Annotated in this window: 20 protein-coding genes; all 20 read right to left on the bottom strand. The window is 71.9% G+C overall.

Annotated elements, in window-relative coordinates; translation table 11 throughout:
• Window positions 1-1,599, bottom strand: a complete 1,599-nt coding sequence (gene atpA / locus ACSUPT_RS20755) for a F0F1 ATP synthase subunit alpha (protein ID WP_351965776.1) — start codon at window positions 1,597-1,599, stop codon at window positions 1-3.
• Window positions 1,600-1,736: 137 nt separating this feature from the next.
• Entirely contained in the window at window positions 1,737-2,552 is an 816-nt protein-coding gene (locus ACSUPT_RS20750) for a F0F1 ATP synthase subunit delta (protein WP_351965777.1), read from the bottom strand.
• Window positions 2,549-3,091: a F0F1 ATP synthase subunit B gene (locus tag ACSUPT_RS20745; RefSeq protein ID WP_351965778.1), complete on the bottom strand. Its 543-nt coding sequence runs from the start codon at window positions 3,089-3,091 to the stop codon at window positions 2,549-2,551. The genes ACSUPT_RS20750 and ACSUPT_RS20745 overlap by 4 nt, the downstream gene beginning before the upstream one ends.
• A gap of 42 nt (window positions 3,092-3,133) precedes the next feature.
• Window positions 3,134-3,376, bottom strand: a complete 243-nt coding sequence (gene atpE, locus ACSUPT_RS20740; protein ID WP_023586533.1) for an ATP synthase F0 subunit C — start codon at window positions 3,374-3,376, stop codon at window positions 3,134-3,136.
• A 79-nt stretch (window positions 3,377-3,455) separates the two neighbouring features.
• On the bottom strand, window positions 3,456-4,265 hold the full coding sequence (gene atpB, locus ACSUPT_RS20735; protein WP_351965779.1) for a F0F1 ATP synthase subunit A: 810 nt from the start codon (window positions 4,263-4,265) through the stop codon (window positions 3,456-3,458).
• Between the two features lie 225 nt (window positions 4,266-4,490).
• Window positions 4,491-4,928, bottom strand: coding sequence for a hypothetical protein (locus ACSUPT_RS20730; RefSeq protein WP_361658842.1), 438 nt, complete (start codon window positions 4,926-4,928; stop codon window positions 4,491-4,493).
• A gap of 261 nt (window positions 4,929-5,189) precedes the next feature.
• Window positions 5,190-6,587, bottom strand: a complete 1,398-nt coding sequence (locus ACSUPT_RS20725) for an MraY family glycosyltransferase (RefSeq protein ID WP_399216801.1) — start codon at window positions 6,585-6,587, stop codon at window positions 5,190-5,192.
• Window positions 6,588-6,808: 221 nt separating this feature from the next.
• Window positions 6,809-8,095, bottom strand: coding sequence for a serine hydroxymethyltransferase (gene glyA, locus ACSUPT_RS20720; RefSeq protein WP_436945241.1), 1,287 nt, complete (start codon window positions 8,093-8,095; stop codon window positions 6,809-6,811).
• Window positions 8,096-8,210: 115 nt separating this feature from the next.
• Complete coding sequence (locus ACSUPT_RS20715; RefSeq protein ID WP_351965783.1) at window positions 8,211-8,849, bottom strand: protein-tyrosine-phosphatase; 639 nt, start codon at window positions 8,847-8,849, stop codon at window positions 8,211-8,213.
• Entirely contained in the window at window positions 8,846-9,493 is a 648-nt protein-coding gene (locus ACSUPT_RS20710) for an L-threonylcarbamoyladenylate synthase (protein ID WP_351965784.1), read from the bottom strand. The genes ACSUPT_RS20715 and ACSUPT_RS20710 overlap by 4 nt, the downstream gene beginning before the upstream one ends.
• Before the next feature lie 145 nt (window positions 9,494-9,638).
• Window positions 9,639-10,520, bottom strand: a complete 882-nt coding sequence (gene prmC / locus ACSUPT_RS20705; protein WP_351965785.1) for a peptide chain release factor N(5)-glutamine methyltransferase — start codon at window positions 10,518-10,520, stop codon at window positions 9,639-9,641.
• 115 nt (window positions 10,521-10,635) lie between these two features.
• On the bottom strand, window positions 10,636-11,712 hold the full coding sequence (prfA, locus tag ACSUPT_RS20700) for a peptide chain release factor 1 (RefSeq protein WP_351965786.1): 1,077 nt from the start codon (window positions 11,710-11,712) through the stop codon (window positions 10,636-10,638).
• A gap of 137 nt (window positions 11,713-11,849) precedes the next feature.
• Entirely contained in the window at window positions 11,850-12,071 is a 222-nt protein-coding gene (rpmE, locus tag ACSUPT_RS20695; protein ID WP_023586542.1) for a 50S ribosomal protein L31, read from the bottom strand.
• Window positions 12,072-12,265: 194 nt separating this feature from the next.
• The gene (locus tag ACSUPT_RS20690) at window positions 12,266-13,354 is read right to left on the bottom strand and encodes an LCP family protein (protein ID WP_436945239.1); all 1,089 of its coding nucleotides are present in this window, start codon (window positions 13,352-13,354) and stop codon (window positions 12,266-12,268) included.
• A 224-nt stretch (window positions 13,355-13,578) separates the two neighbouring features.
• Complete coding sequence (locus ACSUPT_RS20685; protein ID WP_436945237.1) at window positions 13,579-15,366, bottom strand: trypsin-like serine protease; 1,788 nt, start codon at window positions 15,364-15,366, stop codon at window positions 13,579-13,581.
• 251 nt (window positions 15,367-15,617) lie between these two features.
• Window positions 15,618-17,669, bottom strand: coding sequence for a transcription termination factor Rho (gene rho / locus ACSUPT_RS20680; protein ID WP_436945235.1), 2,052 nt, complete (start codon window positions 17,667-17,669; stop codon window positions 15,618-15,620).
• Between the two features lie 423 nt (window positions 17,670-18,092).
• Window positions 18,093-19,010: a homoserine kinase gene (thrB, locus tag ACSUPT_RS20675; protein WP_351965790.1), complete on the bottom strand. Its 918-nt coding sequence runs from the start codon at window positions 19,008-19,010 to the stop codon at window positions 18,093-18,095.
• Window positions 19,011-19,524: 514 nt separating this feature from the next.
• Complete coding sequence (thrC, locus tag ACSUPT_RS20670) at window positions 19,525-20,595, bottom strand: threonine synthase (RefSeq protein ID WP_403498649.1); 1,071 nt, start codon at window positions 20,593-20,595, stop codon at window positions 19,525-19,527.
• Window positions 20,596-20,602: 7 nt separating this feature from the next.
• A complete protein-coding gene (locus ACSUPT_RS20665) occupies window positions 20,603-21,892 on the bottom strand; it encodes a homoserine dehydrogenase (protein ID WP_404144699.1) in 1,290 nt (429 codons plus the stop codon).
• Between the two features lie 106 nt (window positions 21,893-21,998).
• Window positions 21,999-23,390, bottom strand: coding sequence for a diaminopimelate decarboxylase (gene lysA / locus ACSUPT_RS20660; protein ID WP_361658815.1), 1,392 nt, complete (start codon window positions 23,388-23,390; stop codon window positions 21,999-22,001).
• Window positions 23,391-23,400 lie beyond the last annotated feature (10 nt).

Raw genomic sequence — 23,400 nt, 5'->3', positions numbered from 1 at the left:
TCACTTGGAGACGTTGACGGTGGCCGGGGCGTCCTCGCCGAGCAGCTTGCCGTCGAAGGTCTCGAACTGCTTCTTGAAGTCGGCGATGCACTCCGCGACCTTGTCGAGCGTCTCGTCCGACATCTTGCCGCCCTCGCGGATCGACGTCATGAGCGACTTGTGCTCGCGGTGCAGGAAGTCCAGCAGCTCCGTCTCGAAGCGGCGGATGTCCTGGACCGGGACGTCGTCCATCTTGCCGGTGGTGCCGGCCCAGACGGAGACGACCTGGTTCTCGGTCGACATCGGCTGGTACTGCGGCTGCTTCAGCAGCTCGACCATGCGCTTACCGCGCTCCAGGGCGGCCTTCGACGCGGCGTCCAGGTCGGAACCGAAGGCGGCGAACGCCTCCAGCTCGCGGAACTGGGCCAGGTCGACGCGGAGCCGGCCGGAGACCTGCTTCATGGCCTTGTGCTGGGCCGAGCCACCGACTCGCGACACGGAGATACCGACGTTCAGGGCCGGGCGCTGACCGGCGTTGAACAGGTCGGACTCCAGGAAGCACTGGCCGTCGGTGATGGAGATGACGTTGGTCGGGATGAACGCCGAGACGTCGTTGGCCTTGGTCTCGACGATCGGGAGACCGGTCATCGAACCGGCGCCCATGTCGTCGGAGAGCTTGGCGCAGCGCTCCAGCAGACGGGAGTGCAGGTAGAAGACGTCGCCCGGGTAGGCCTCGCGGCCCGGCGGACGGCGCAGCAGCAGCGACACGGCGCGGTAGGCGTCGGCCTGCTTCGACAGGTCGTCGAAGACGATGAGGACGTGCTTGCCCTCGTACATCCACTGCTGACCGATGGCGGAGCCGGTGTAGGGCGCCAGGTACTTGAAGCCGGCCGGGTCGGACGCCGGGGCGGCGACGATGGTCGTGTACTCCAGGGCGCCGGCCTCCTCCAGCGCGCCGCGGACGGACGCGATGGTGGAGCCCTTCTGGCCGATGGCGACGTAGATGCAGCGGACCTGCTTCTTCGGGTCGCCGGTGCGCCAGTTGTCACGCTGGTTGATGATCGTGTCGACGGCCAGGGCGGTCTTGCCGGTCTGGCGGTCGCCGATGATCAGCTGACGCTGACCACGGCCGATCGGGGTCATCGCGTCGACGGCCTTGTAGCCCGTCTCCATCGGCTCGTGCACCGACTTGCGCTGCATGACCGTGGGGGCCTGCAGCTCGAGGGCGCGGCGGCCGGACGTCTCGATCTCGCCGAGGCCGTCGATCGGGTTGCCGAGCGGGTCGACGACGCGACCCAGGTAGCCCTCACCGACGGCGACGGACAGGACCTCGCCCGTGCGCTGGACCGACTGGCCCTCTTCGATGCCGCTGAACTCACCGAGGACAATGGCACCGATCTCGCGCTCCTCGAGGTTGAGGGCGAGGCCGAGGGTGCCGTCCTCGAACTTCAGCAGCTCGTTGGCCATGGTCGAGGGCAGGCCCTCGACCTTCGCGATGCCGTCGCCGGCAAGGCTGACCGTACCGACCTCCTCGCGCGAGGCCGCGTCCGGCTTGTACGACTGGACAAAGTTCTCCAGCGCGTCCCGGATCTCCTCCGGCCGGATCGTGAGCTCCGCCATCTGGGTTCCCTGCTCTCCTTGTTGGGCCCGAAGTCTCTTTGGGGGATCTGGGGGCTCCCCCCAGAACTTCTGCATCCTGTGCACGGCCCAACCGGGCCGTAGGTAACGCTTGTTGGGTTTGGTGACCTGGTCTGCGGTCAGCCGGCCAGTCGCCGCGACGCCTCGTCGAGGCGGGAGGCGATCGTGCCGTTGACGACCTCGTCGCCGATCCGCACCGAGATCCCGCCGAGGACCGCGGGGTCCACGTCGAGGTTCAGGTGCATCGGGCGGCCGTACATCTTGGCCAGCACCGCGCCGAGGCGCTGCTTCTGCTGGTCGGTGAGCGGTACGGCGGACGTGACGACCGCGACCATCCGGTCCCGGCGCGCCGCGGCCAGCTTGGACAGGGACTCGAGGCCCCCCTCCAGGCTACGTCCCCGCGGCTGGGTGACCAGGCGGACGATCAGCCGCTCGGTCGCCGCGTGGGACCGGCCGCCGAGGAGGCGGCGCAGCAGCTCGCCCTTGGCGGTGGCCGTGGCGGCCCGGTCGGTCAGCGCGGCCCGCAGCTCGGGGCTGGAGGTCGCGATCCGGCCGAACCGGAACAGCTCGTCCTCGACGTCGTCGAGGGCGCCGTCCTTCTGGGCCGCGGTGAGGTCCGCGGTGTCCGCCAGCTCCTCGATCGCGTCGACCAGGTCGCGCGACTGGGACCAGCGGGAACGGACCATGCCGGAGACCAGGTCGACGGTCTCGCCGCCCACCTGACCGCTCAGCAGTCGCGTGGCCAGGCCGGCCTTGGCCTCTCCGGCCTGCGCCGGGTCGGTGAGGACCCGACGCAGCGACACCTCGCGGTCGAGCAGCGCGGTGACGGCGGCCAGCTCCTCGGCGAGCTTCCCCGCGTCGACCGACGTGTTGTCGGTCAGCGCGTCGAGTCGCTCACGCGCGGCAGCCAGTGCCTCGCGGCTCGCTCCGTTCATCGGGCGGCCTCGGCCTTCTCCTCGAGCTCGTCGAGGAAGCGGTCGATGGTGCGGCTCTGGCGGGCGACATCCTCGAGGGACTCGCCGACCAGCTTGCCGGCCAGGTCGGTGGCGAGCTTGCCGACGTCCTGCCGCAGAGCGGCGGCGGCCGCCTTGCGGTCGGCCTCGATCTGCGCGTGACCGGCGGCGACGATCTCCTCGCGCTGACGCTGGCCTTCCGCCTTCATCTCGGCGATGATCGCGGCGCCCTGCTCCTGTGCCTCCTGGCGCAGACGCGCGGCCTCATGGCGGGCCTCGGCGAGCTGAGCCTTGTACTGCTCAAGCACACTCTGGGCCTCGATCTGGGCCGACTCGGCCTTCTCGATCCCGCCCTCGATGGCCTCACGACGCTCTTCCAGAACCTTGTTGATGTTCGGGAGGAGCTTCTTGGCGAGGAAGCCGAAGACGATGGCGAAGGCGATCAGACCGACGACGAGCTCGTCGAGATGCGGGATGATCGGAGGCTGCTCCTCCGCCGCCGCAAGGAACAGAGCGTTCACATCAGTGCCTTCCGTGAATGGTGTGGGGCTGTCGAATCCGGCTTACTGGAAGACGAAGCCCATGACGATGCCGATGAGGGCGAGCGCCTCACAGAAGGCGAAACCCATGATCTGGTTGGTACGGATCAGGCCGGCCGCCTCGGGCTGACGGGCGAGGGCCTGGGTGCCGTTACCGAAGATGATGCCGACGCCGACACCGGGGCCGATGGCGGCGAGGCCGTAACCGACGGCGTTGACGTTGCCGGAGACGGTGTTCTCGGCGGCGAGGGTCTGGAGAACGGACATGCCGGATCTTCCTTCTCTTTCAATGACCCGGTGGGGGTTGGCCACCGGACGATTGCGGTTCTGTGGATGCGGGCCTGGCTCAGTGGTGCTCGGAGAGCGCGCCCTGGATGTAGCTGCAGGCCAGAAGCACGAAGACGTACGCCTGGACGGCCTGGATGAAGAGCTCGAAGGCGGTCATCACGACGACCATCACGAACGAGGCGCCGGCGTAGACCACGCCGAGGCCGTTCAGCAGGTACCAGCTCGCCAGGCCGAACATCACGAGCAGCATGTGACCGGCGAACATGTTCGCGAAGAGACGGACCGCGTGGGTGAAGGGCCGGATGATCAGGTTGGAGAGGAACTCCAGGGCCATGACCAGCGGGAGGATGGCGCCGAGGCTCTTGTCGTAGCCGAGGATGTTCTTCCAGCCGCCCGCGAAGCCGTGCTTCTTGAACGTGAGGCCGACCCAGACGACGTAGACGATCAGAGCCAGCGCGGCCGGGTACGCGATGACCGACGTCACCGGGAACTGGGCCAGCGGGACGATCGACCAGACGTTGAGGATCCAGACGAAGAAGAACAGCGACACCATCAGCGGGACGTACTTCTCGCCGTCCTTCTTGCCGATGATCTCGTAGACGATCCCGCGCCGGACGAAGTCGTACCCGGCCTCGCCGACCATCTGGAGCTTGCCCGGCACGACCTTCGGCTTGGCGAAGGCGGCCCAGAAGAAGCCGACGATGATGACGGAGCCGAGCAGCGCCAGCAGCATCGGCTTGTCGATCTCGAAGCCGCCGACCGTGGCGATGGGCTCGAACAGGAACGAGTGGAGGCCCGGAGCCGGGAAGCCGCATCCGGTGAACAGATGACAGCTCGGGTCGAAGGCAAGCGTCTGGTCAGCACTCACCGCGGGCTCCTTCAGCGTGGCGCATAGGTACGGCAACCTCGTTGTGTCGGCGCGGCACGCAGCCGCGGGTCGGCACTGGACTGGTCTTACGGATAAGGGGGCGGCGGCTAGGCGTCGAGCGTCGCGCTGGGACAGGCGCCTGCTCGGATGGCCGCGCCCGCAGTGCCGCATTTGGCATCGGACGATAGCAGCATCGCGAGGGGCTCTTTATCCCGGCCCTACCTCTCACGCCGAGGACCCGCTCTTGGCGGGCGTTCCGCCCTGCCCTGCGGCCGGGTCGACGTAGAGGATCTTGGCCTTCATCCAGCTCCGCGCCTGCGCGGTGATCCACGTGACCGTGGCCGCGAGCAGGGTGAAGGCGAAGGCCTTGAAATCGAACAGCGTCGTGTTCTTGAACATCGTCAGGAACACGAAGAGCAGAAGCAGCTGAGCCACGTAGAGCATCAGGCCCATGGCCTGAAAGAGCTGCGGCAGCGACTTGGCCGTGCGCTGCAGCACCACCAGTCCGACACCCATGAACAGGACGACGACGAGCGTTCCGACGACGCCTCCGATGGCTCCCTTGCCGCCGGCGACGACGGCACTCACCGCGGTGCCGACGGCGCCGACGACGAGCGTGGGTACGGCGGCGGGCAGGACGGTGCGGATGTCGTTGGACGGCATGGCGGCATCTCCGCTTGCTGGTGGGGGCAGTGGTGTCGTCATGGACGAGCGTAGGCCCGGTCCGAGTCAGATCTCGACGCCAACGGGCCGTCGCACGGCGGCCCCTCGGCACTGTCGCCGGGTCTCGTGAACGGTATCACAAACTATTTGAAGAGGTCTTTACCCGAACGTGTGCTGACGCTCACACATGAGAGTGGTCCTGCGCGTGTGTGCACGACAAGCAGGGGCTATGTCTGGTAATGCGCCCGCTTGGGCTTTTCGTCAACCGGGGGTTCCGGCCTTCCGCCGTTCGGGCAGGTGCGATCGGGCGCCGATCGCGGTCGCTCCGTTGACCCCGGCCGGGTACCGGCGCGGACCGTCCGTCTCGCCCTCCCCCTGCGCCGCGTCGGCGTCACGGGCCTCTCGCATCCCGTCGGCCCCGTGCGCACCGGACGCCCCGGCGGTGTCGGCAACGCCCGTCAGGGGCCCCTCCACGGCCTGCGGGTCGACCTTGCGGCGCCGGTACCGGGGCGGCACGAACGACTCCGCCCAGCGCGGCGCACGGGGCTGGAAGCGGGGCAGCAGCAGGAGCACCAGGCCCACCGCGCTCAGCGCCACGATCGGCAGGATGATCCACATGGACGCGGAGTGAACGGAGTAGGTCAGCGTCCCGAACGCGATCAGCGACGACCAGAAGTACATGATCCACACCGCGCGGCTGTGCGAGTGGCCGATCTCCAGCAGCCGGTGGTGCAGGTGGCCCCGGTCGGCGGCGAACGGCGACTGGCCGTTCCAGGTGCGCCGGACGATCGCCAGGAAGAGGTCGGCCATGGGGATCGCGATGATCGTCAGCGGCAGCAGCAGCGGCATGAAGACCGGCAGCGCGGCGTGCGTCGCCTCCCGGGTCGAGCCCTCGAAGAGCGCCAGCGAGTCCGGGTCCACCTGGCCCGTGATGGAGATCGCCGACGCCGCCAGCACCAGGCCGATCAGCATCGAACCCGAGTCGCCCATGAAGATCCGCGCCGGGTGCATGTTGTGCGGCAGGAAGCCCAGGCACATGCCCATCAGCACGGCGGCGAAGAGCGTCGCGGGCGCGGCGGCCTCGATCCCGTACCCGAACCAGATCCGGTACGCGTACAGGAAGAACGCCGACGCGGCGAGGCACACCATGCCGGCGGCCAGGCCGTCGAGGCCGTCCACGAAGTTCACCGCGTTGATGGTCAGCACCACCAGCGCGACCGTCAGCAGCGTCCCCTGCCACTGGGTGAGGCTGACCGTGCCGACGCCCGGGATCGGCAGCCACAGGATCGTCAGACCCTGCATGACCATCACGCCCGCCGCGATCATCTGCGCGCCCAGCTTGATCAGCGCGTCGATCTCGAACTTGTCGTCCAGGACGCCGATCAGCCAGATCAGCGCGGCTCCGGAGAGCAGCGCGCGCGGCTCGTTGGACAGGGTGAAGACGCTGTTCAGGCGGTCCAGGTGGTCCGCGACGAGCAGGCCCGCGCACAGCCCGAAGAACATGGCGATGCCGCCGAGCCGGGGCGTCGGCTCGCGGTGCACGTCGCGTGCGCGGATCTCGGGCATCGCGCCCGCCGCGATGGCGAACTTCCGCACCGGCCCGGTGAGCAGATAGGTCACCGCGGCCGTGATGCAGAGCGTCAGCAGGTAATCACGCACGGGCTGCCCCACAGGAATAGCTGGCCATCTCAGCCCCACACCCTAGTCGCGCCGCCTCCATGGTGTGGGACACACGGGGGCGCCGCACGGTTGCACACGGCCCGGCGCGCGGTCGCACACGGCCTTCCGGGCCCGTCGGAACCGGGTGGCGCGCCCCCTCCGCACGGACGGCCGAACGCTTCGGCCGCACGGGCCGGCCGCCCTGCCGTGCGGGACGTCCGCTACCGCCCGTACGGCGGGAACCGCCCCGCCAGCTCCCGCACCGCGGCCCGTACGGCGCCCGTCTCCGCGCCCTCGCGCAGGGCCTGCGCGAACAGCCCCGCCACCTGCTCCATCTCCGCGGCGCCCATCCCCTGCGTGGTCACCGCCGCCGTGCCGAAGCGGATGCCGCGCCCGTCCCCGTACGGCAGGGCGCAGGTGTCGACGACCATGCCCGCCGCCGCGAGCCGGGCGCGCGCGGTGCGGCCGTCCACGCCGAGCGGGGCCGGGTCGGCGGTGATCAGGTGGGTGTCCGTGCCGCCGGTCGTCACCGCGAAGCCCAGCGCGGCCAGCCGCTCGGCCAGCAACCGCGCGTTCGCGACGACCTGGTGGGCGTAGGTCCGGAAGGCGGGCGTCGCCGCCTCGCGGAAGGCGACCGCCTTGGCGGCGACGGTGTGCATCTGGGCGCCGCCCTGCGTGAACGGGAACACCGCCCGGTCGATCCGCTCCGCCAGCTCGTCCCCGCACAGCAGCAGACCGCCGCGCGGGCCGCGCAGCACCTTGTGGGTCGTCGCGCACACGACGTCCGCGTACGGCACCGGGCTGGGCGCCGCTCCCCCGGCGACCAGCCCGATCGGATGCGCGGCGTCCACGATCAGCGCCGCCCCGGCCTCGTCGGCGATGTCGCGGAACTCGGCGTAGTCCAGGTGGCGCGGATACGAGATCGAGCCGCACACGATCGCCCTCGGCCGGTGCTGCCGCGCCAGGGCGCGCACCTGGTGCAGGTCGACGAGCCCGCTCTCCGCGTCGACGCCGTAGGGGACGAAGTCGAACCAGCGGCCGGAGAAGTTCACCGGCGACCCGTGCGTCAGGTGGCCCCCGTGGGCGAGGCCCATGGCGAGGACGGTGTCCCCGGGGCGCAGCAGCGCCGCATACGCGGCCAGCACGGCCGACGACCCGGAGTGGGCCTGGACGTTCGCGTGGTCGGCGCCGAAGAGGGCGCACGCCCGCTCGACGGCGAGCCGCTCGGCGGTGTCGGCGTACTCGCAGCCGCCGTGGTGGCGCCGGCCGGGGTAGCCCTCGGCGTACTTGTTGGCCAGCCGGGAGCCGAGCGCGGCGAGCACGGCCGGGGAGGTGAAGTTCTCGGCGGCGACCAGCTGGAGGGAGTCCTCCTGGCGGCGCGCCTCCCCGTCCAGTACGTCGGCGATTTCGGGGTCCTGGCGGCGCAGGGCGCCGGCGTCCGGCCCGTACGGGGCGCCGGGGGCCTCCTCGGTCGCGGGGGCTTCGTCGACTCCGGCGGTGAGCGGCATGCGTGGCTCCAGGCGCTCCGGGCGCACGAGGCGCTTCAGGCGTGGGCGGGCCCCCCGGTCCCCCTCCACTGTAGGCCGGGGTCCGGCGGGCCGCCCGCCGGCGTGCTCGGGCCGCTCAGCGGCGTGCGGGGACCCCCGTCAGGGCGGTCACCACGGGCTCCAGGGCCTGGTTGATCTCGTCGCCCACCGAGCGGAAGAACGTGATGGGCGCGCCGTACGGGTCGTTCACCTCGTCCGCCTCGGCGTTGGGCGCCAGCAGCCAGCCGCGCAGCGCCGCCGCGGCCTGCACCAGGGCGTGGGCCCGCGCCACGACGCCGTCGGCCTCGGGGTCGGGCAGCGTCGTGGGGTCTATCGCCCGTACGAGCCGGGTGAACTCCTTGAGCGTGAACGTCCGCAGCCCCGCGCTGTGGCCCATCGATATGACCTGGGCGCGGTGGTCGCGGGTCGCCGTGAGCACCAGGTCGGCGCGGATGACGTGCTCGTCGATCAGCTCGCGGCCGACGAAGCCGCTGGCGTCCGCGCCGAAGTCCGCGAGGACGGTCTCGGCGTTGGCCTCCATCGGCGCGCCCTCGTGCCCCCACGTGCCGGCGCTCTCCACGATCAGGCCGCAGCCCGCCGGGTCGCCGATGCGGTCGCGCAGGGCGTGCCGCGTCAGCCGCTCGGTGATGGGCGAGCGGCAGACGTTGCCGGTGCTGACGTGGAGGATGCGGAACGTGCTCGCCGTGCCTATGCCACGCCCCTCAGGGGCGGTCAATTGGCCACCTCGAGGTCGGGTACGACCTTGCGCAGCTCCTCCACGGACAGCGCGCCCGCGCGCAGCAGCACCGGCACCTCGCGTGTGACGTCCACGATCGAGGAGGGCACGATGCCGGGCGTGGGGCCGCCGTCCAGGTACACGGAGACGGAGTCGCCGAGCATGCCCTGCGCGGCGTCGCAGTCCTCCGGCGCCGGGTGGCCCGTCAGGTTGGCGGACGACACGGCCATCGGGCCGACGTCGGTCAGCAGCTCGATCGCCACGGGGTGCAGCGGCATGCGGACGGCGACCGTGCCGCGGGTGTCGCCCAGGTCCCACTGCAGGGACGGCTGGTGCCGGGCGACCAGCGTGAGGGCGCCGGGCCAGAACGCGTCGACGAGCTCCCAGGCCTTCTCGGAGAAGTCCGTGACCAGGCCGTGCAGGGTGTTCGGCGAGCCGATGAGGACGGGCGTGGGCATGTTGCGGCCGCGGCCCTTGGCGTCGAGCAGGTCGGCGACGGCCTCCGGGCTGAAGGCGTCCGCGCCGATGCCGTACACCGTGTCCGTCGGCAGCACGACGAGCTCGCCGCGGCGGACGGCGGACGCGGCCTCGCGCAGGCCCGTCGAGCGGTCGGTCGCGTCGTTGCAGTCGTATCGCCGTGCCATCAGCGGGCCCTCCCAGTTTCGGTCTCTCGGTTCACTACCGGGACGCTGCGGGCACCGCCGCCCTTCGGCCCGGTCGTCGCGGGCGCCTGGTGCGCCCGGTGGTGCGCCCGCGCGCGGCGGGCACCGTGCCCCTGCCGTACGGCCGTCATGGCGTCGCCTTGCGGGCCGTCGCGAAGCGGGGGCGGTTGTTCAGGTCGGGGTGGTCGGCGGCGTCGGTCCAGCCGGCCTCCTCGTTGAAGATCCACGGCACCTGGCCGCCCTGCGTGTCGGCGTGCTCGACGACGACGAGGCCGCCGGGCCTCAGCAGCCGGTGCGCGGTGCGCTCGATGCCCCGGATCACGTCGAGGCCGTCCTCGCCGGAGAACAGCGCCATCTGCGGATCGTGGTCGCGGGCCTCGGGCGCCACGTACTCCCACTCGGTGAGCGGGATGTACGGCGGGTTGGAGATCACCAGGTCGACCTGGCCGTCCAGCTCGGGGAGCGCCGTGAGGGCGTCGCCGTGGTGGACGGTGACCCGGGTGCCCTCGGCGTTGCGCCGGGTCCACACGAGGGCGTCCTCGGACAGCTCGACGGCGTGCACGCGGGAGCGCGGCACCTCCTGGGCCATGGCGAGGGCGATGGCGCCGGAGCCGGAGCACAGGTCGACGATGAGCGGCTCGACGACGTCCATGGCCCGTACGGCGTCTATGGCCCATCCGACGACCGACTCGGTCTCGGGGCGCGGCACGAAGACGCCGGGGCCGACCTGGAGCTCCAGGTAGCGGAAGAACGCCCGGCCGGTGATGTGCTGGAGCGGCTCGCGGGCCTCGCGGCGCGCCACGGCCTCCCAGTAGCGGGCGTCGAAGTCGGTGTCCTTGACGAGGTGCAGCTCACCGCGCTTCACACCGTGCACGAACGCGGCGAGCTCCTCCGCGTCGAAGCGCGGCGAGGGCACGCCGGCGTCGGCCAGGCGCTGGGTGGCCTGGGCGACTTCCGCCAGCAGCAGGCTGCGGGGGCTCGGGGTTCTCCCCCCGGAATTCTGCTGCACGTGGTCCTCCGGGCTGCTGGTCGTACGGGGCGGGTGACGGGATCGGGCGCGGCGCCCGGCCCGGGGGCCGGCTACCGCGTCGGTGCCGGGCTCACGCGGGCCCGGCGCGCGGGGCTCAGGCCGCGGAGAGCTTCGCCGCGGCGTCGGCGTCGACGCACGCCTGGATCACGGCGTCGAGGTCACCGTCGAGCACCTGGTCCAGGTTGTAGGCCTTGAAGCCCACGCGGTGGTCCGAGATGCGGTTCTCGGGGTAGTTGTACGTGCGGATCTTCTCCGACCGGTCGACCGTGCGTACCTGGCTGCGGCGGGCGTCGGCGGCGTTGCGCTCGGCCTCCTCCTGCGCCATGGCCAGCAGGCGGGAGCGGAGGATGCGCATGGCCTGCTCCTTGTTCTGGAGCTGGCTCTTCTCGTTCTGGCAGGAGGCGACGACGCCGGTCGGCAGGTGCGTGATGCGCACGGCGGAGTCGGTCGTGTTGACGGACTGGCCGCCGGGGCCCGACGAGCGGTAGACGTCGATCCGCAGGTCGTTGGGGTTGATCTCGACGTCGATCTCCTCGGCCTCGGGCGTGACGAGGACGCCGGCGGCGGAGGTGTGGATGCGGCCCTGCGACTCGGTGGCGGGCACGCGCTGGACGCGGTGCACCCCGCCCTCGTACTTCAGCCGGGCCCAGACGCCCTGGCCGGGCTCGGTCGCGCCGTTGCCGCCCTTGGTCTTCACGGCGACCTGGACGTCCTTGTAGCCGCCCAGCTCCGACTCGGTGGCGTCGATGATCTCGGTCTTCCAGCCGACGCGCTCGGCGTACCGCAGGTACATCCGCAGGAGGTCGCCGGCGAAGAGCGCGGACTCGTCGCCGCCCGCTCCGGCCTTGATCTCGAGGATGACGTCCTTGTCGTCGCTGGGGTCGCGCGGGACGAGCAGCAGCCGGAGCTTGTCGGTGAGCTCCTCGCGGCGCTTCTCCAGCTCCTTGACCTCGGCGGCGAAGTCGGGGTCGTCGGCGATGAACTCGCGGGCGGTCTCGATGTCCTCGCCGGTCTGCTTCCAGGAGCGGTAGGTCGCCACGATCGGGGTCAGCTCGGCGTAGCGCTTGTTGAGCTTGCGCGCGTTGGCCTGGTCGGCGTGGACCGAAGGGTCGGCGAGCTTCTTCTCGAGGTCGGCGTGCTCGCCGACCAGTTCCTCGACCGCCTCGAACATCGGGGGCTCCTGGAGTGGGGTGTAGATGAGGGGGCTGCTGCGGGAGACGGGGCGGTCCGGGGGGTGACCCCGGACCCCCGACCAAAAAGCCGGTCCCGGCCGTCCGACGGACGACCGGAGACCGGCGGTACGGCTCGCTACTTCTTCGAGCCGGCAGCCTTGCCGAAGCGGGCCTCGAAGCGGGCCACACGGCCACCGGTGTCGAGGATCTTCTGCTTGCCCGTGTAGAACGGGTGGCACTCGGAGCAGACCTCGGCACGGATGGTGCCGCCCTCGATCGTGCTACGGGTGGTGAACGACGCGCCGCAGGTGCAGCTGACCTGGGTCTCGACGTACTCGGGGTGGATGTCGCGCTTCAAGGTGTCTCCTAGTTTCGGGAGGGCTCCGGGTCGCCTCCGCGGGATGCGGGTGCGTGAACCGGGGCCGACGTACCAGTCTGCCAGGACCGGCCGTATCTCCCAAAACCGGGGTGGGGGCCGTGGTATTCCACCCCGCGCGCCGCGCCTTTCGCGCGAGGGCGCGCGCCCCGCGGGGGCGGGGCCGTCCCCGCGGGTCAGCGGACGACGCCGGCGGCGTCGCCCGTGGCCGTGTCGCGGGTGGCGGAGGCCGGGACGGGCCGGTCCAGGCGCAGGGCCTGCCACACCTGCTGCGCCTGGACGTCGGCGGGGACGACGCGATTGGGGTCGACCGTGTCGTACCGGACCGGCATGGTGATCATGTGGACGTCGTCCGCGCCGAGGCCGGAGAGCCCGCGGGCGAGGGCGGCGAGCTCGGTGACGCTGTCCAGCTCGGAGTCGGGGGTGATCGCCTTGGTGGCGGTGTCGGCGAGGCCCCACAGCTTCTGCGGGCTGGTGAGGACGCCGACCCTGCCGACCTGGTCGATCAGGGCCTTGACGAACGCCTGCTGGAGCTGGATGCGGCCGAGGTCGCTCCCCTCGCCGACGCCCTTGCGGGTGCGGACCAGGCCGAGGGCCTGCTCGCCGTCGAGGGTGTGGGTGCCCTGGGGGAGGTCGAGATGGCTGCTGGGGTCCTTGATGGGCCGGGTGGTGGTGACCTGGACGCCGCCCAGCTCGTCGATGAGCTTCTTGAAGCCGGTGAAGTCGACCTCGACGTAGTGGTCCATGCGGATGCCGGTCATCTGCTCGACGGTCTTCACGGCGCAGGCGGGGCCGCCGACCTCGTACGCGGTGTTGAACATGGCCCGGTACGCGGCGGGCTCGCTGCCCCCGTCGCGGCGGGCGCACTCGGGGCGGGTGATCAGGGTGTCGCGCGGGATGGAGACGACGCTGGCCTTGGTGCGGCCCTCGTGGAGGTGGACGACCATCGCGGTGTCGGAGCGGGCGGCGCCCTCGTCGCGGCCGTACGCGCGGTTCGCGCCGGAGCGGGAGTCGGAGCCCAGGACGAGGATGTCGAGGGAGCCGTCCTCCACGTCCATGGGGCGCTCGTCGCCGAGCTGGGTGTTGATGTCGACGCTCTCGATGTTGCCGTCGAGCCTCAGGTACGCGTAGCCGGCGCCGCCTCCGCCGAGCAGCGCCAGGGCCGCCAGCGACCAGACGGCGAGGGCCAGGCCGCGCCGGGCCCCCCTCGGTCCGCCGGCGCCTTCCCCGGCGCCGGATATCCCGCCCTTGCCCTGCTCGCCCATGGTCTCCTCGATCCCCTCGCCCCGTGCACTCCCGCGGGTTCCCGCGAAGGCATCCGGTCAGACGGCGGACCGGGGGAAAGGGTTGCACGGGGCGCGGCGGGTGCCGGGGTACGGCTGTGCCCGCCGTGCGGGGCACGGCGGGCACAGGGTTCCTCCCGTGCGGGAGGGGTCCGGTCGGGCGCGGCCCGGAGGCGCCGGTTCCGGTGGCCGGGGGGCCGGTTCGCTCAGCCGAAGAGGTTGAAGGCGTTCCAGCCGGAGCCGATCTTGACGCGCGGGACGAACGGCGCCGAGGAGGAGCCGCGGCCCTGGTACAGCCAGAGCACGCCGGCCGAGTCGCGGGCCAGCAGGTCGGCCTTGCCGTCACCGTTGACGTCGCCGGTGGCGGCGTACGCGGTGAAGTTCCAGCCGCTGGTGCCGGCCAGGACGCGGGTGGTGAACGTCGCCGTGGCGGTGCCCCGGCCCGGGTACACCCACAGGCGGCCCGAGGTGTCGCGGGCCAGCATGTCGGGCTTGCCGTCGCCGGTGTAGTCGCCCTTGCCGGCGAGGGTCATGACGCCCCAGCCGGAGCCGACGCTGACGCGGGCGCCGAAGGTGCCGTTGCCGCGGCCCGGGTACAGCCACAGGTAGCCGCTCTTGTCCTGCGCGAGCAGGTCGGGCAGCGCGTCGCCGGTCATGTCGCCGGGGACCACGATGTTCTTCATGGCGCCCCAGCCGGAGCCGACGGTGTACTCCACGTACTCGTCCACGCCGTTGAAGTGGAACCACTTCAGGACGCCGCCGGTGGTGCGGTACAGGTAGTCCTGGTTGCCGTCCCGGTCGAGGTCGGCCTGGCGGACCAGGTTGTAGGCGCTGAAGTCGCCGATGTACTCACGGCCGCCGAGCGTGGTGCCGCGCGAGTAGTACTCGTACCCGTCGCCGGTGGACGTGCGGGCGAACAGGTCCGCGCGGCCGTCCCAGTCGAGGTCCGTGTCGTTGATCCGCGCGTTGACCTGGCCGACGTACGTGCTGGTCTTGGCGTAGACCCCGTACGCGCCGGTCTCGACGCAGTCCTGGACGCCCCAGGAGACGACACCGGCGATGCGGCCGCCCACGACGAGCGGGCCGCCCGAGTCGCCGTTGCACGGCGAGACGGTGCCGGCGTCCTGGCCGGTGGCCGGGTTGCCCGCGCAGGTCATCTGGCCGGCGACGAAGTCGCCCTGGAAGTACGACGAGCAGGTCGCGTCGCTGCGCATCGGCACGACGGCCTTCTGCAGCGTCTGCGAGCCGTCCTGGCTGGTGGAGCTGGTGCGGCCCCAGCCGTAGACGGTCGCCTGCGTGCCCTCGCGGTACGAGGCCGTGTCGCCGCTCTGCGTGAGCTGGAGCGACTTGTACGGCAGCGCGTGGTCCAGCGTGAGGACCGCGACGTCGCCGCCGGTGAGGTTGGCGTTGTCGTACGTCGGGCTCAGCCAGGTGCGCTCGATGTACGCCATGCGGCCGCCGTGCAGGTCCGGCTCGCCGGTCGCCGTCGTCGTCGGGATCTGGGTGGTCCCGGCCACGATGACGCCGTTGGTCGCCCAGTCCAGCCCGTACACGCAGTGCGCGGCGGTGAGGACCTTGTTGGGGGCGACGAGGGAGCCACCGCAGAAGTAGCCCTCGTCGTCCGCCTCGTCGGCGGTGCCCTGGTCGTCGTAGTAGTGCAGCTGCACCATCCACGGCGCTTCGGTGCTGGTGGCGGGCGTGCCGCCGATGATGTACGACTCCTTGGTGCCGGAGGCGGGGGCCTGGTCGGCCTCCTTCTCCTGCGCCGGGGTCGGGTCGGCCTCGCCGTCGTTGAAGTCGGCGACCGAGCCCTTGAGGCGCTCCAGCAGCTCGGCCTTGGACGGGCCCTGGGCCTTCCCGGCGTTCTGCTTGGCCGGGGCCGGGACGGGCTCCGCGGCCTGGGCGGGCGCGGCGCCGAGCAGCGCGCCGCTCAGGGCGAGTGCGGCGGCGGCCGCGGGAAGGGCGGTACGCGCCCTCCACTGGGCAGATGTCACTCAGAACTCCTCTCGGTGTGTCAGCGGGGAGGAGTCGGCCACCGGAGGCGTCAGTCGGGGTGAACGTGCACGGCACGGCCCACGCGACGACGCTTCAGCCGCCCGGCGCTTCAGGGCATGGCTCCGCCAACTCAGTGGGCGCATTCGCAAATACGTTCCCCCCCACTACGACGGGCTGATCGTACAACGCGAAACCGCCCCGCGGTCACCGAGGTGACGGCGGGGCGGCCGGATACCGCGAGGGGAAGGCGTCAGTCGTTGCCGTTGCCGGACGACGGGGTCGTCTTCTGGATCTGCAGCAGGAACTCGGCGTTCGACTTCGTCTGCTTCATCTTGTCGAGCAGCAGCTCGATCGCCTGCTGCTGATCGAGCGCGTGCAGCACCCGGCGCAGCTTCCAGACGATGGCGAGCTCCTCGCTGCCGAGCAGGATCTCCTCCTTGCGCGTGCCCGAGGCGTCGACGTCGACGGCCGGGAAGATGCGCTTGTCGGCGAGCTTCCGGTCGAGCTTGAGCTCCATGTTGCCGGTGCCCTTGAACTCCTCGAAGATCACCTCGTCCATGCGCGAGCCGGTGTCGACCAGCGCGGTGGCGAGGATGGTCAGCGAGCCGCCGTCCTCGATGTTCCGCGCGGCACCGAAGAAGCGCTTCGGCGGGTACAGCGCGGTCGAGTCGACACCACCGGACAGGATGCGGCCGGAGGCGGGCGCCGCGAGGTTGTACGCGCGGCCCAGGCGGGTGATCGAGTCGAGCAGGACGACCACGTCGTGACCCAGCTCCACGAGGCGCTTGGCGCGCTCGATGGCCAGCTCGGCGACGGTGGTGTGGTCCTCGGCGGGGCGGTCGAAGGTCGAGGAGATGACCTCGCCCTTCACCGACCGCTGCATGTCGGTGACCTCTTCCGGACGCTCGTCGACGAGGACGACCATCAGGTGGCACTCGGGGTTGTTGTGGGTGATCGCGTTGGCGATCGCCTGCATGATCATGGTCTTGCCGGTCTTCGGCGGGGCCACGATCAGACCGCGCTGGCCCTTGCCGATCGGCGACACCAGGTCGATGATCCGCGTGGTGAGCACACCCGGGTCGGTCTCCAGGCGGAGCCGGTCCTGCGGGTAGAGCGGGGTCAGCTTGTTGAACTCGGGACGGCCCCGGCCGGAGTCGGCGGCCATGCCGTTGGCGGAGTCGAGGCGGACCAGCGCGTTGAACTTCTCGCGGCGCTCGCCCTCCTTCGGCTGGCGCACGGCACCCGTGATGTGGTCGCCCTTGCGGAGCCCGTACTTGCGGACCTGCGCGAGGGAGACGTACACGTCGTTCGGGCCGGGCAGGTAGCCGGAGGTCCGGATGAACGCGTAGTTGTCGAGGATGTCCAGGATGCCCGCGACGGGGATCAGGACGTCGTCCTCGGAGACCTGCGGCTCGCCGGCGAACTCCTCGCGGCCGCGACGGCCGCGGCGGTCGCGGTAGCGGCCGCGACGGCCCCGGCGGCCGCCCGCCTCGTCGTCGTAGCCGTCGTCCTGCGGGCCGGACTGGCCCTGCGGCGCGCCCTGGCGCTGCTGGCGCTGGCCGCCCTGCTGGTCGTCGCCCTTGCCGCGGCCCTGGCGGTCGCGCTGGCGGTCACCGCGGTCGCCCCGCTCACCGCGGTCGCGGTCGCGGTCACGGCGCTCGCGGCGCTCGCGGCGGCCCTCGGCGGTGTCGGACTCGGCCGTACGGGCCTCCTGGCCCTCGGGACGGGCCTCCGTGCGGACCTCGGTACGGGTCTCGGCGCGGGCCTCGGCCTCGGCGGCGGGAGCGCCGGCCGGGGCGGTGGCGCGGCGCCGGCGGCGCTCGCCCGCGGCCTCGTCGCCCTGCTCCTGCTTCGGCGACGGCTGGCCGGGGATCTCGATCTGCTGCTGCGCGACGCCCTTGTCGGCCTTCTCGGCCTTCTCCGCCTTCGCGGTACCGGCGCCGGCCGCCTCCGCGCTCTCGGCGGCCTTGCCGGCCTCGTCGCCCGTACGGGTGCGGGAGGTGGCGCGGCGCTTGGGCTTGGTCTCGGCGGTGCCGGACTCTGTGGCCTTCGGCGCGGACGCGCCGCCCCCGGCCTGGGCTTCCTTGATGACCTCGATCAGCTGGCTCTTGCGCATCCGCGCGGTGCCCCTGATGCCGAGGCCGGACGCGACCTGCTGCAGCTCGGCCAGGACCATGCCCTCGAGGCCGGTGCCGGAGCGGCGGCGCCGTGAGGTGGTGCCAGTGGCAGCACCTGCGGCGGGCGCGGTCGTGTCGACAGTCTTGTCGGCAGTCACGCCCATCAGATCGGTGGTGTCGCTCACGAAGGGTCCTTCCCTGGAGCGGACGTCGGCCTTCTGGCTCGGCGACCGGTTGTGCTGTCCGGCCTCGGCCCTGATGTGGGTCCGTGCCGGGGCGGTGGTTCCGCCGGGATTCGGCGGCAGAAGAAATAACGTGCGTGGGTCCGGCCCGAGGCCCCCTGCCCGGCCCTCTCCTGGGAAAAGCGAGGGGGGACGCGCGCCGGTTCCGGAGCGTGCTCGAAACTGCTCAGGCAGGCTGCTCAGGCAGTTTGGGAGGCTCCCGGAAGAATGGTGGTCCCTGACGGGGACACGCAGCACCGCGCCACAAAGACGTCGGGTGCAGACTTGAGGTTAACACTACCGGCTCCAACAAACATTCCCCCTCTCACACACCGGCAATCCGTGTATCCGGCGATCCAGCGCCGCGGCGGGTCCCGCCGGGCGGCGCTACGGCGCGAGCGGCAGCACGCTCGCACCGGCGGCGTCGAGGGCGAGCCGGTTCGCCGCCCAGCCCTCTCCGGCCAGCAGCGCGACCTTGTCCGCCGCGCCGTCCTCGACCAGCGCGAGCACCGTCGGGCCCGCGCCGGAGATGACCGCGGGGATGCCGTCCGCCCGCAGCCGGTTCACAAGGGCGATGCTCTCGGGCATCGCGGGGGCCCGGTACTCCTGGTGCAGCCGGTCCTCGGTGGCGGCCAGCAGCAGCTCGGGGCGCCTGGTCAGGGCCTCGACGAGCAGCGCGGCGCGGCCGGCGTTGGCGGCGGCGTCCACATGGGGGACGGCGCGGGGCAGCAGGCCGCGGGCCGTCTCGGTGAGGACCGGGTTCGACGGTACGAAGACGACCGGGACGACCGAGCGGTCCGGGTCCATCCGGATGGCGCGGGCCGTGCCGCCCTCGGTCCAGGCGAGGGTGAAGCCGCCGAGCAGGCACGCGGCGACGTTGTCCGGGTGGCCCTCGATCTCGGTGGCGAGCTCCAGCAGCGCGGCGTCGTCGAGCCGGCTCTCGCCGCCTATGGTCACGGCGCGGGCGGCGACGATGCCGGCGCAGATGGCGGCGGAGGACGAGCCGAGGCCGCGGCCGTGCGGGATGCGGTTGGCGCAGACGACCTCGAGGCCGCGGGGCTGCCCGCCGAGCAGGTCGAACGCGGTGCGCAGGGAGCGTACGAGGAGGTGGCTCTCGTCGCGCGGCAGCGTGTCGGCGCCCTCGCCGGCGATGTCGATGTGCAGCCCGGAGTCGGCGACCCGGACGACGACGTCGTCGTACAGACCCAGCGCGAGGCCCAGGGCGTCGAAGCCCGGGCCGAGATTGGCGCTTGTGGCGGGGACGCGCACTCGTACGGCGGCGGCGCGGAACGCGGGACCGGCCATCGCTCGTTGACTCTCCTTGGATCTGGACCTGCGGGGGTGACCTGCGGGGTGGGGATGGGCGGGGGACTGCGAGGGCTTGGCTCAGACGTACGGGGACCCGGGGCCGTTTCGGCGGTCACCAACGGCGGCGTCACCCGCGGCAGATGCGGCGGGGTGGGTTCGGTACAGCCTATCGAAGGAAGGTTCTGCCGCGACATAGGGCGCACGGGAGGCGCACGATGCGTGTCGCGTGCCGCGCCGTGCTCCTCGATGACCTGGCCGCTCCCGGTGCCGGGCGGTGCGCGTCGGGGGGCGGCGCGCACCGGCGGCGTCGGCGCCGCGGGGTGCTCCCGGTGCCGGGGTGCGTCCGGTGCCGGGGTGCGTCCGGTGCCGGGGTGCGTCCGGTGCGGCCTTCCTGCGGTGGCGCCCCGCCGGGGCGGTGCCCGTCCCGGCGCGAGGCGCCCGGCGGGCCCGGCCGGCGGGGGCTCCCGGTGCGGGCCCGGCCGGTGGGGCCGGGCCCTCGGGGCCGTACGGCTCAGACCAGGCCGAGGCGCTCGGCGGCGGCGACCGCGTCGACCGGGACCGTGACGGGCTGCGGGGCGCCCGCGACCGCCCAGTCGGGGTCCTTCAGGCCGTTGCCGGTGACCGTGCAGACGATGGTCTGGCCCGCATCGACCTTGCCCTGCTCGGCGGCCTTCAGCAGACCGGCGACGGACGCGGCGGACGCCGGCTCCACGAAGACGCCCTCCTGCGCGGCCAACAGCCGGTAGGCGCGCAGGATCTCACGGTCCGTCACCTCGTCGATGAAGCCGCCGGACTCGTCGCGCGCGGCCAGCGCGTGGCTCCAGGAGGCCGGGTTGCCGATGCGGATCGCGGTGGCGATGGTCGAGGGGTCCTTGACGACCTCGCCGCGCACCAGCGGCGCGGAACCGGACGCCTGGAACCCCCACATGCGCGGGGTGCGCGAGGCGACGCCGTCCTTGGCGTACTCGGTGTACCCCTTCCAGTACGCCGTGATGTTGCCGGCGTTGCCGACGGGCAGCACGTGGATGTCGGGGGCGTCGCCGAGCATGTCGACGATCTCGAACGCGGCGGTCTTCTGGCCCTCGATGCGCACCGGGTTCACCGAGTTGACCAGCGCCACCGGGTAGTTGTCGGAGAGCGCGCGGGCCAGCGTGAGGCAGTCGTCGAAGTTGCCGTCGACCTGGAGGATCTTCGCGCCGTGGACCAGCGCCTGGCCCATCTTGCCGAGCGCGATCTTGCCCTGCGGGACGAGGACGGCGGAGACCATCCCGGCGCGCACCGCGTAGGCGGCGGCGGAGGCGGAGGTGTTGCCGGTGGAGGCGCAGATGACCGCCTTGGCACCCTCCTCCTTGGCGCGGGTGATGGCCATCGTCATGCCGCGGTCCTTGAAGGAACCGGTGGGGTTGGCGCCCTCGACCTTCAGGTGCACCTCGCAACCGGTGCGCTCGGAGAGGACCTGCGCGGGGACGAGAGGCGTACCACCCTCACGGAGCGTGACGACCGGCGTCGTGTCCGTGACCGGAAGGCGGTCCCGGTACTCCTCGATGATGCCGCGCCACTGGTGGGTGCCCTTGCTGGTCATGGGTCCTCTACTCCCCTTCAACACGCATGATGCTGGCGACACCGCGCACGGTGTCGAGCTGGCGCAGCGCCGCGACCGTCCCGTTGAGGGCCGCGTCGGGTGCGCGGTGGGTGACGACCACGAGGCTCGCCTCCCCGTCCTTGCCCTGCTGGCGGACGGTGTCGATCGACACCCCGTGCTCGGCGAAGACCGTCGCCACCTGGGCGAGCACGCCCGGCTTGTCGGCCACGTCGAGGCTGATGTGGTACCGCGTGACCACGTCGCCCATGGGGCTCACGGGCAGCTGGGTGTACGCGGAGTCGCCGGGGCCCGTCGCGCCGCCCAGGCGGTTGCGGCAGACGGCGACCAGGTCGCCGAGTACGGCGGACGCGGTCGGCGCACCGCCGGCGCCCGGACCGTAGAACATGAGCTGCCCGGCCGCCTCGGACTCCACGAACACGGCGTTGTAGGCGCCGCGCACGGAGGCCAGGGGGTGGCTGAGCGGGATCATCGCGGGGTGCACGCGCGCGGTGACGGACTCGCCGTCCGCGGCCCGCTCGCAGATCGCGAGCAGCTTGATGGTGCAGCCCATGCGCTTGGCGGAGGCGAAGTCGGCGGCGGTGACCTCGGTCATGCCCTCGCGGTACACGTCGTCGAGGCGCACGCGGGTGTGGAAGGCGATGCCGGCGAGGATGGCGGCCTTCGCGGCGGCGTCGAAGCCCTCCACGTCGGCGGTCGGGTCGGCCTCCGCGTAGCCGAGGGCGGTGGCCTCGTCCAGCGCCTCCGAGTAGCCGGCGCCGGAGGTGTCCATCTTGTCGAGGATGAAGTTCGTCGTGCCGTTGACGATGCCCAGGACGCGGTTGACCTTGTCGCCGGCGAGGGATTCGCGCAGCGGCCGGATCAGCGGGATCGCGCCCGCGACGGCCGCCTCGTAGTACAGGTCCCGGCCGTGCTCCTCGGCGGCGGCGTGCAGGGCCGCACCGTCCTGGGCGAGGAGCGCCTTGTTCGCGGAGACGACGGACGCGCCGTGCTCGAACGCGGTGGTGATCAGCGTACGGGCGGGCTCGACGCCGCCGATGACCTCGACGACCACGTCGATGTCGCCGCGTTTGACCAGGGCCGTGGCGTCGGTGGTGATCAGCTCCGGGTCGATGCCCTCGCGGACCTTCGAGGGGCGGCGCACGGCGACCCCGGCCAGTTCGACCGGGGCGCCGATGCGCGCGGCGAGGTCGTCGGCGTGCGTCGTCATGATGCGCGCCACCTCTGAGCCGACCACACCACAGCCCAGCAGCGCCACCTTCAGCGGACGCGTACGCATCATCCGACCTCGTTTCCTGTCTTTCCGCGTATTTCTACGGTGGTCCAGTCTCACTCACCGAACGGGAGTTTCTATCCATCGTCCGGATTTTGAGACATCTATTTCATCAGCCGACATCGAGACGCAGGAGATCCTCCTCCGTCTCGCGCCGGACGATCACCCGCGCCGCACCGTCGGAGACGGCCACGACGGGCGGGCGGAGCGCGTGGTTGTAGTTGCTGGCCATGGAACGGCAGTAGGCGCCGGTGGCCGGCACGGCGATCAGATCGCCCGGCGCGAGGTCGGCCGGGAGGAACGCGTCCCGTACGACGATGTCGCCACTCTCACAGTGCTTGCCGACGACCCGGCACAGCATCGGCTCGGCGTCGGAGGCCCGCGAGACGAGGGAGACGCTGTACTCGGCGTCGTACAGGGCGGTGCGGATGTTGTCCGACATGCCGCCGTCGACGGAGACGTACGTGCGCAGCCCCTCCAGCGGCTTGACGGTGCCGACCTCGTACACGGTGAACGCCGTCGGGCCGACGATGGCGCGGCCCGGCTCGACGGAGATGCGCGGTGTGGCGAGCCCGGCGGCGTCGCACTCGCGGCGGACGATCTCGCCGAGCGCCTTGGCGATCTCCTGCGGCTCGCGCGGGTCGTCGTCCGGGGTGTACGCGATACCGAGGCCGCCGCCGAGGTCGATCTCGGGCAGCTCGACGCCGTGCTCGTCGCGCACCTCGGCGAGGAGCGACACGACCCGGCGGGCGGCGACCTCGAAGCCGGCCATGTCGAAGATCTGCGACCCGATGTGCGAGTGGATGCCGACCAGTTCCAGCGAGTCGAGCTGGAGGGCGCGGCGCACGGCCTCGGCGGCCTGCCCGCCGGCGAGGGCGATGCCGAACTTCTGGTCCTCGTGCGCGGTGGCGATGAACTCGTGGGTGTGCGCCTCGACTCCGACCGTCACCCGGATCTGCACGCGCTGCCGGGCGCCGAGGTCCCGCGCGATGTGGGCGACGCGCACGATCTCCTGGAAGGAGTCAAGGACGATCCGCCCGACCCCGGCCTCGACGGCCCGGCGGATCTCGGACTCGGTCTTGTTGTTGCCGTGGAAGGCGATGCGCTCGGCGGGCATGCCGGCGGAGAGCGCGGTGGCGAGTTCGCCGCCGGAGCAGACGTCGAGGTTGAGGCCCTCCTCGTGCAGCCAGCGCACGACGGCGCGGGAGAGGAACGCCTTGCCCGCGTAGAACACGTCGGCGTCCGCGCCGAACGCCTCGGCCCAGGCGCGGCAGCGGGCCCGGAAGTCGGCCTCGTCGAGGATGTACGCGGGTGTCCCGAACTCCTCGGCGAGGTCCGTGACGGGAATGCCGGCCACGGTCAGGACGCCGTCGTCGCCGCGCCGGACGGTGCGGGACCAGACCTTCTCGTCCAGGTGGTTGAGGTCGGCGGGCGGAGCGCTGTAGTGGCCCTCGGGCAGGACGTCGGCGTGGCGGGGCCCGGCGGGGTGTGCGGAACGGCTCATGTCTCTCTCA

Origin of the sequence: Streptomyces sp. SudanB25_2051 (assembly GCF_964272635.1) — a bacterium.
Taxonomy (GTDB): Bacteria; Actinomycetota; Actinomycetes; order Streptomycetales; family Streptomycetaceae; genus Streptomyces.
Note: the sequence above shows the minus strand (reverse complement) of the source record. Positions and strands in the feature narration are given on the sequence as shown.

Excerpts from the sequence above, each read along its gene's own strand:
- prfA (WP_351965786.1), bottom strand. The coding sequence starts at position 11,712 with ATGTTCGAGGCGGTCGAGGAACTGGTCGGCGAGCACGCCGACCTCGAG.
- lysA (WP_361658815.1), bottom strand. The coding sequence starts at position 23,390 with ATGAGCCGTTCCGCACACCCCGCCGGGCCCCGCCACGCCGACGTCCTG.
- ACSUPT_RS20665 (WP_404144699.1), bottom strand. The coding sequence starts at position 21,892 with ATGCGTACGCGTCCGCTGAAGGTGGCGCTGCTGGGCTGTGGTGTGGTC.
- atpA (WP_351965776.1), bottom strand. The coding sequence starts at position 1,599 with ATGGCGGAGCTCACGATCCGGCCGGAGGAGATCCGGGACGCGCTGGAG.
- ACSUPT_RS20690 (WP_436945239.1), bottom strand. The coding sequence starts at position 13,354 with ATGGGCGAGCAGGGCAAGGGCGGGATATCCGGCGCCGGGGAAGGCGCC.
- ACSUPT_RS20750 (WP_351965777.1), bottom strand. The coding sequence starts at position 2,552 with ATGAACGGAGCGAGCCGCGAGGCACTGGCTGCCGCGCGTGAGCGACTC.
- atpE (WP_023586533.1), bottom strand. The coding sequence starts at position 3,376 with ATGTCCGTTCTCCAGACCCTCGCCGCCGAGAACACCGTCTCCGGCAAC.
- ACSUPT_RS20710 (WP_351965784.1), bottom strand. The coding sequence starts at position 9,493 with ATGGCACGGCGATACGACTGCAACGACGCGACCGACCGCTCGACGGGC.
- ACSUPT_RS20730 (WP_361658842.1), bottom strand. The coding sequence starts at position 4,928 with ATGCCGTCCAACGACATCCGCACCGTCCTGCCCGCCGCCGTACCCACG.
- thrB (WP_351965790.1), bottom strand. The coding sequence starts at position 19,010 with ATGGCCGGTCCCGCGTTCCGCGCCGCCGCCGTACGAGTGCGCGTCCCC.
- thrC (WP_403498649.1), bottom strand. The coding sequence starts at position 20,595 with ATGACCAGCAAGGGCACCCACCAGTGGCGCGGCATCATCGAGGAGTAC.
- glyA (WP_436945241.1), bottom strand. The coding sequence starts at position 8,095 with ATGCCGCTCACCGCCGGAGTCGACGAAGCCCCCGCGACCGAGGAGGCC.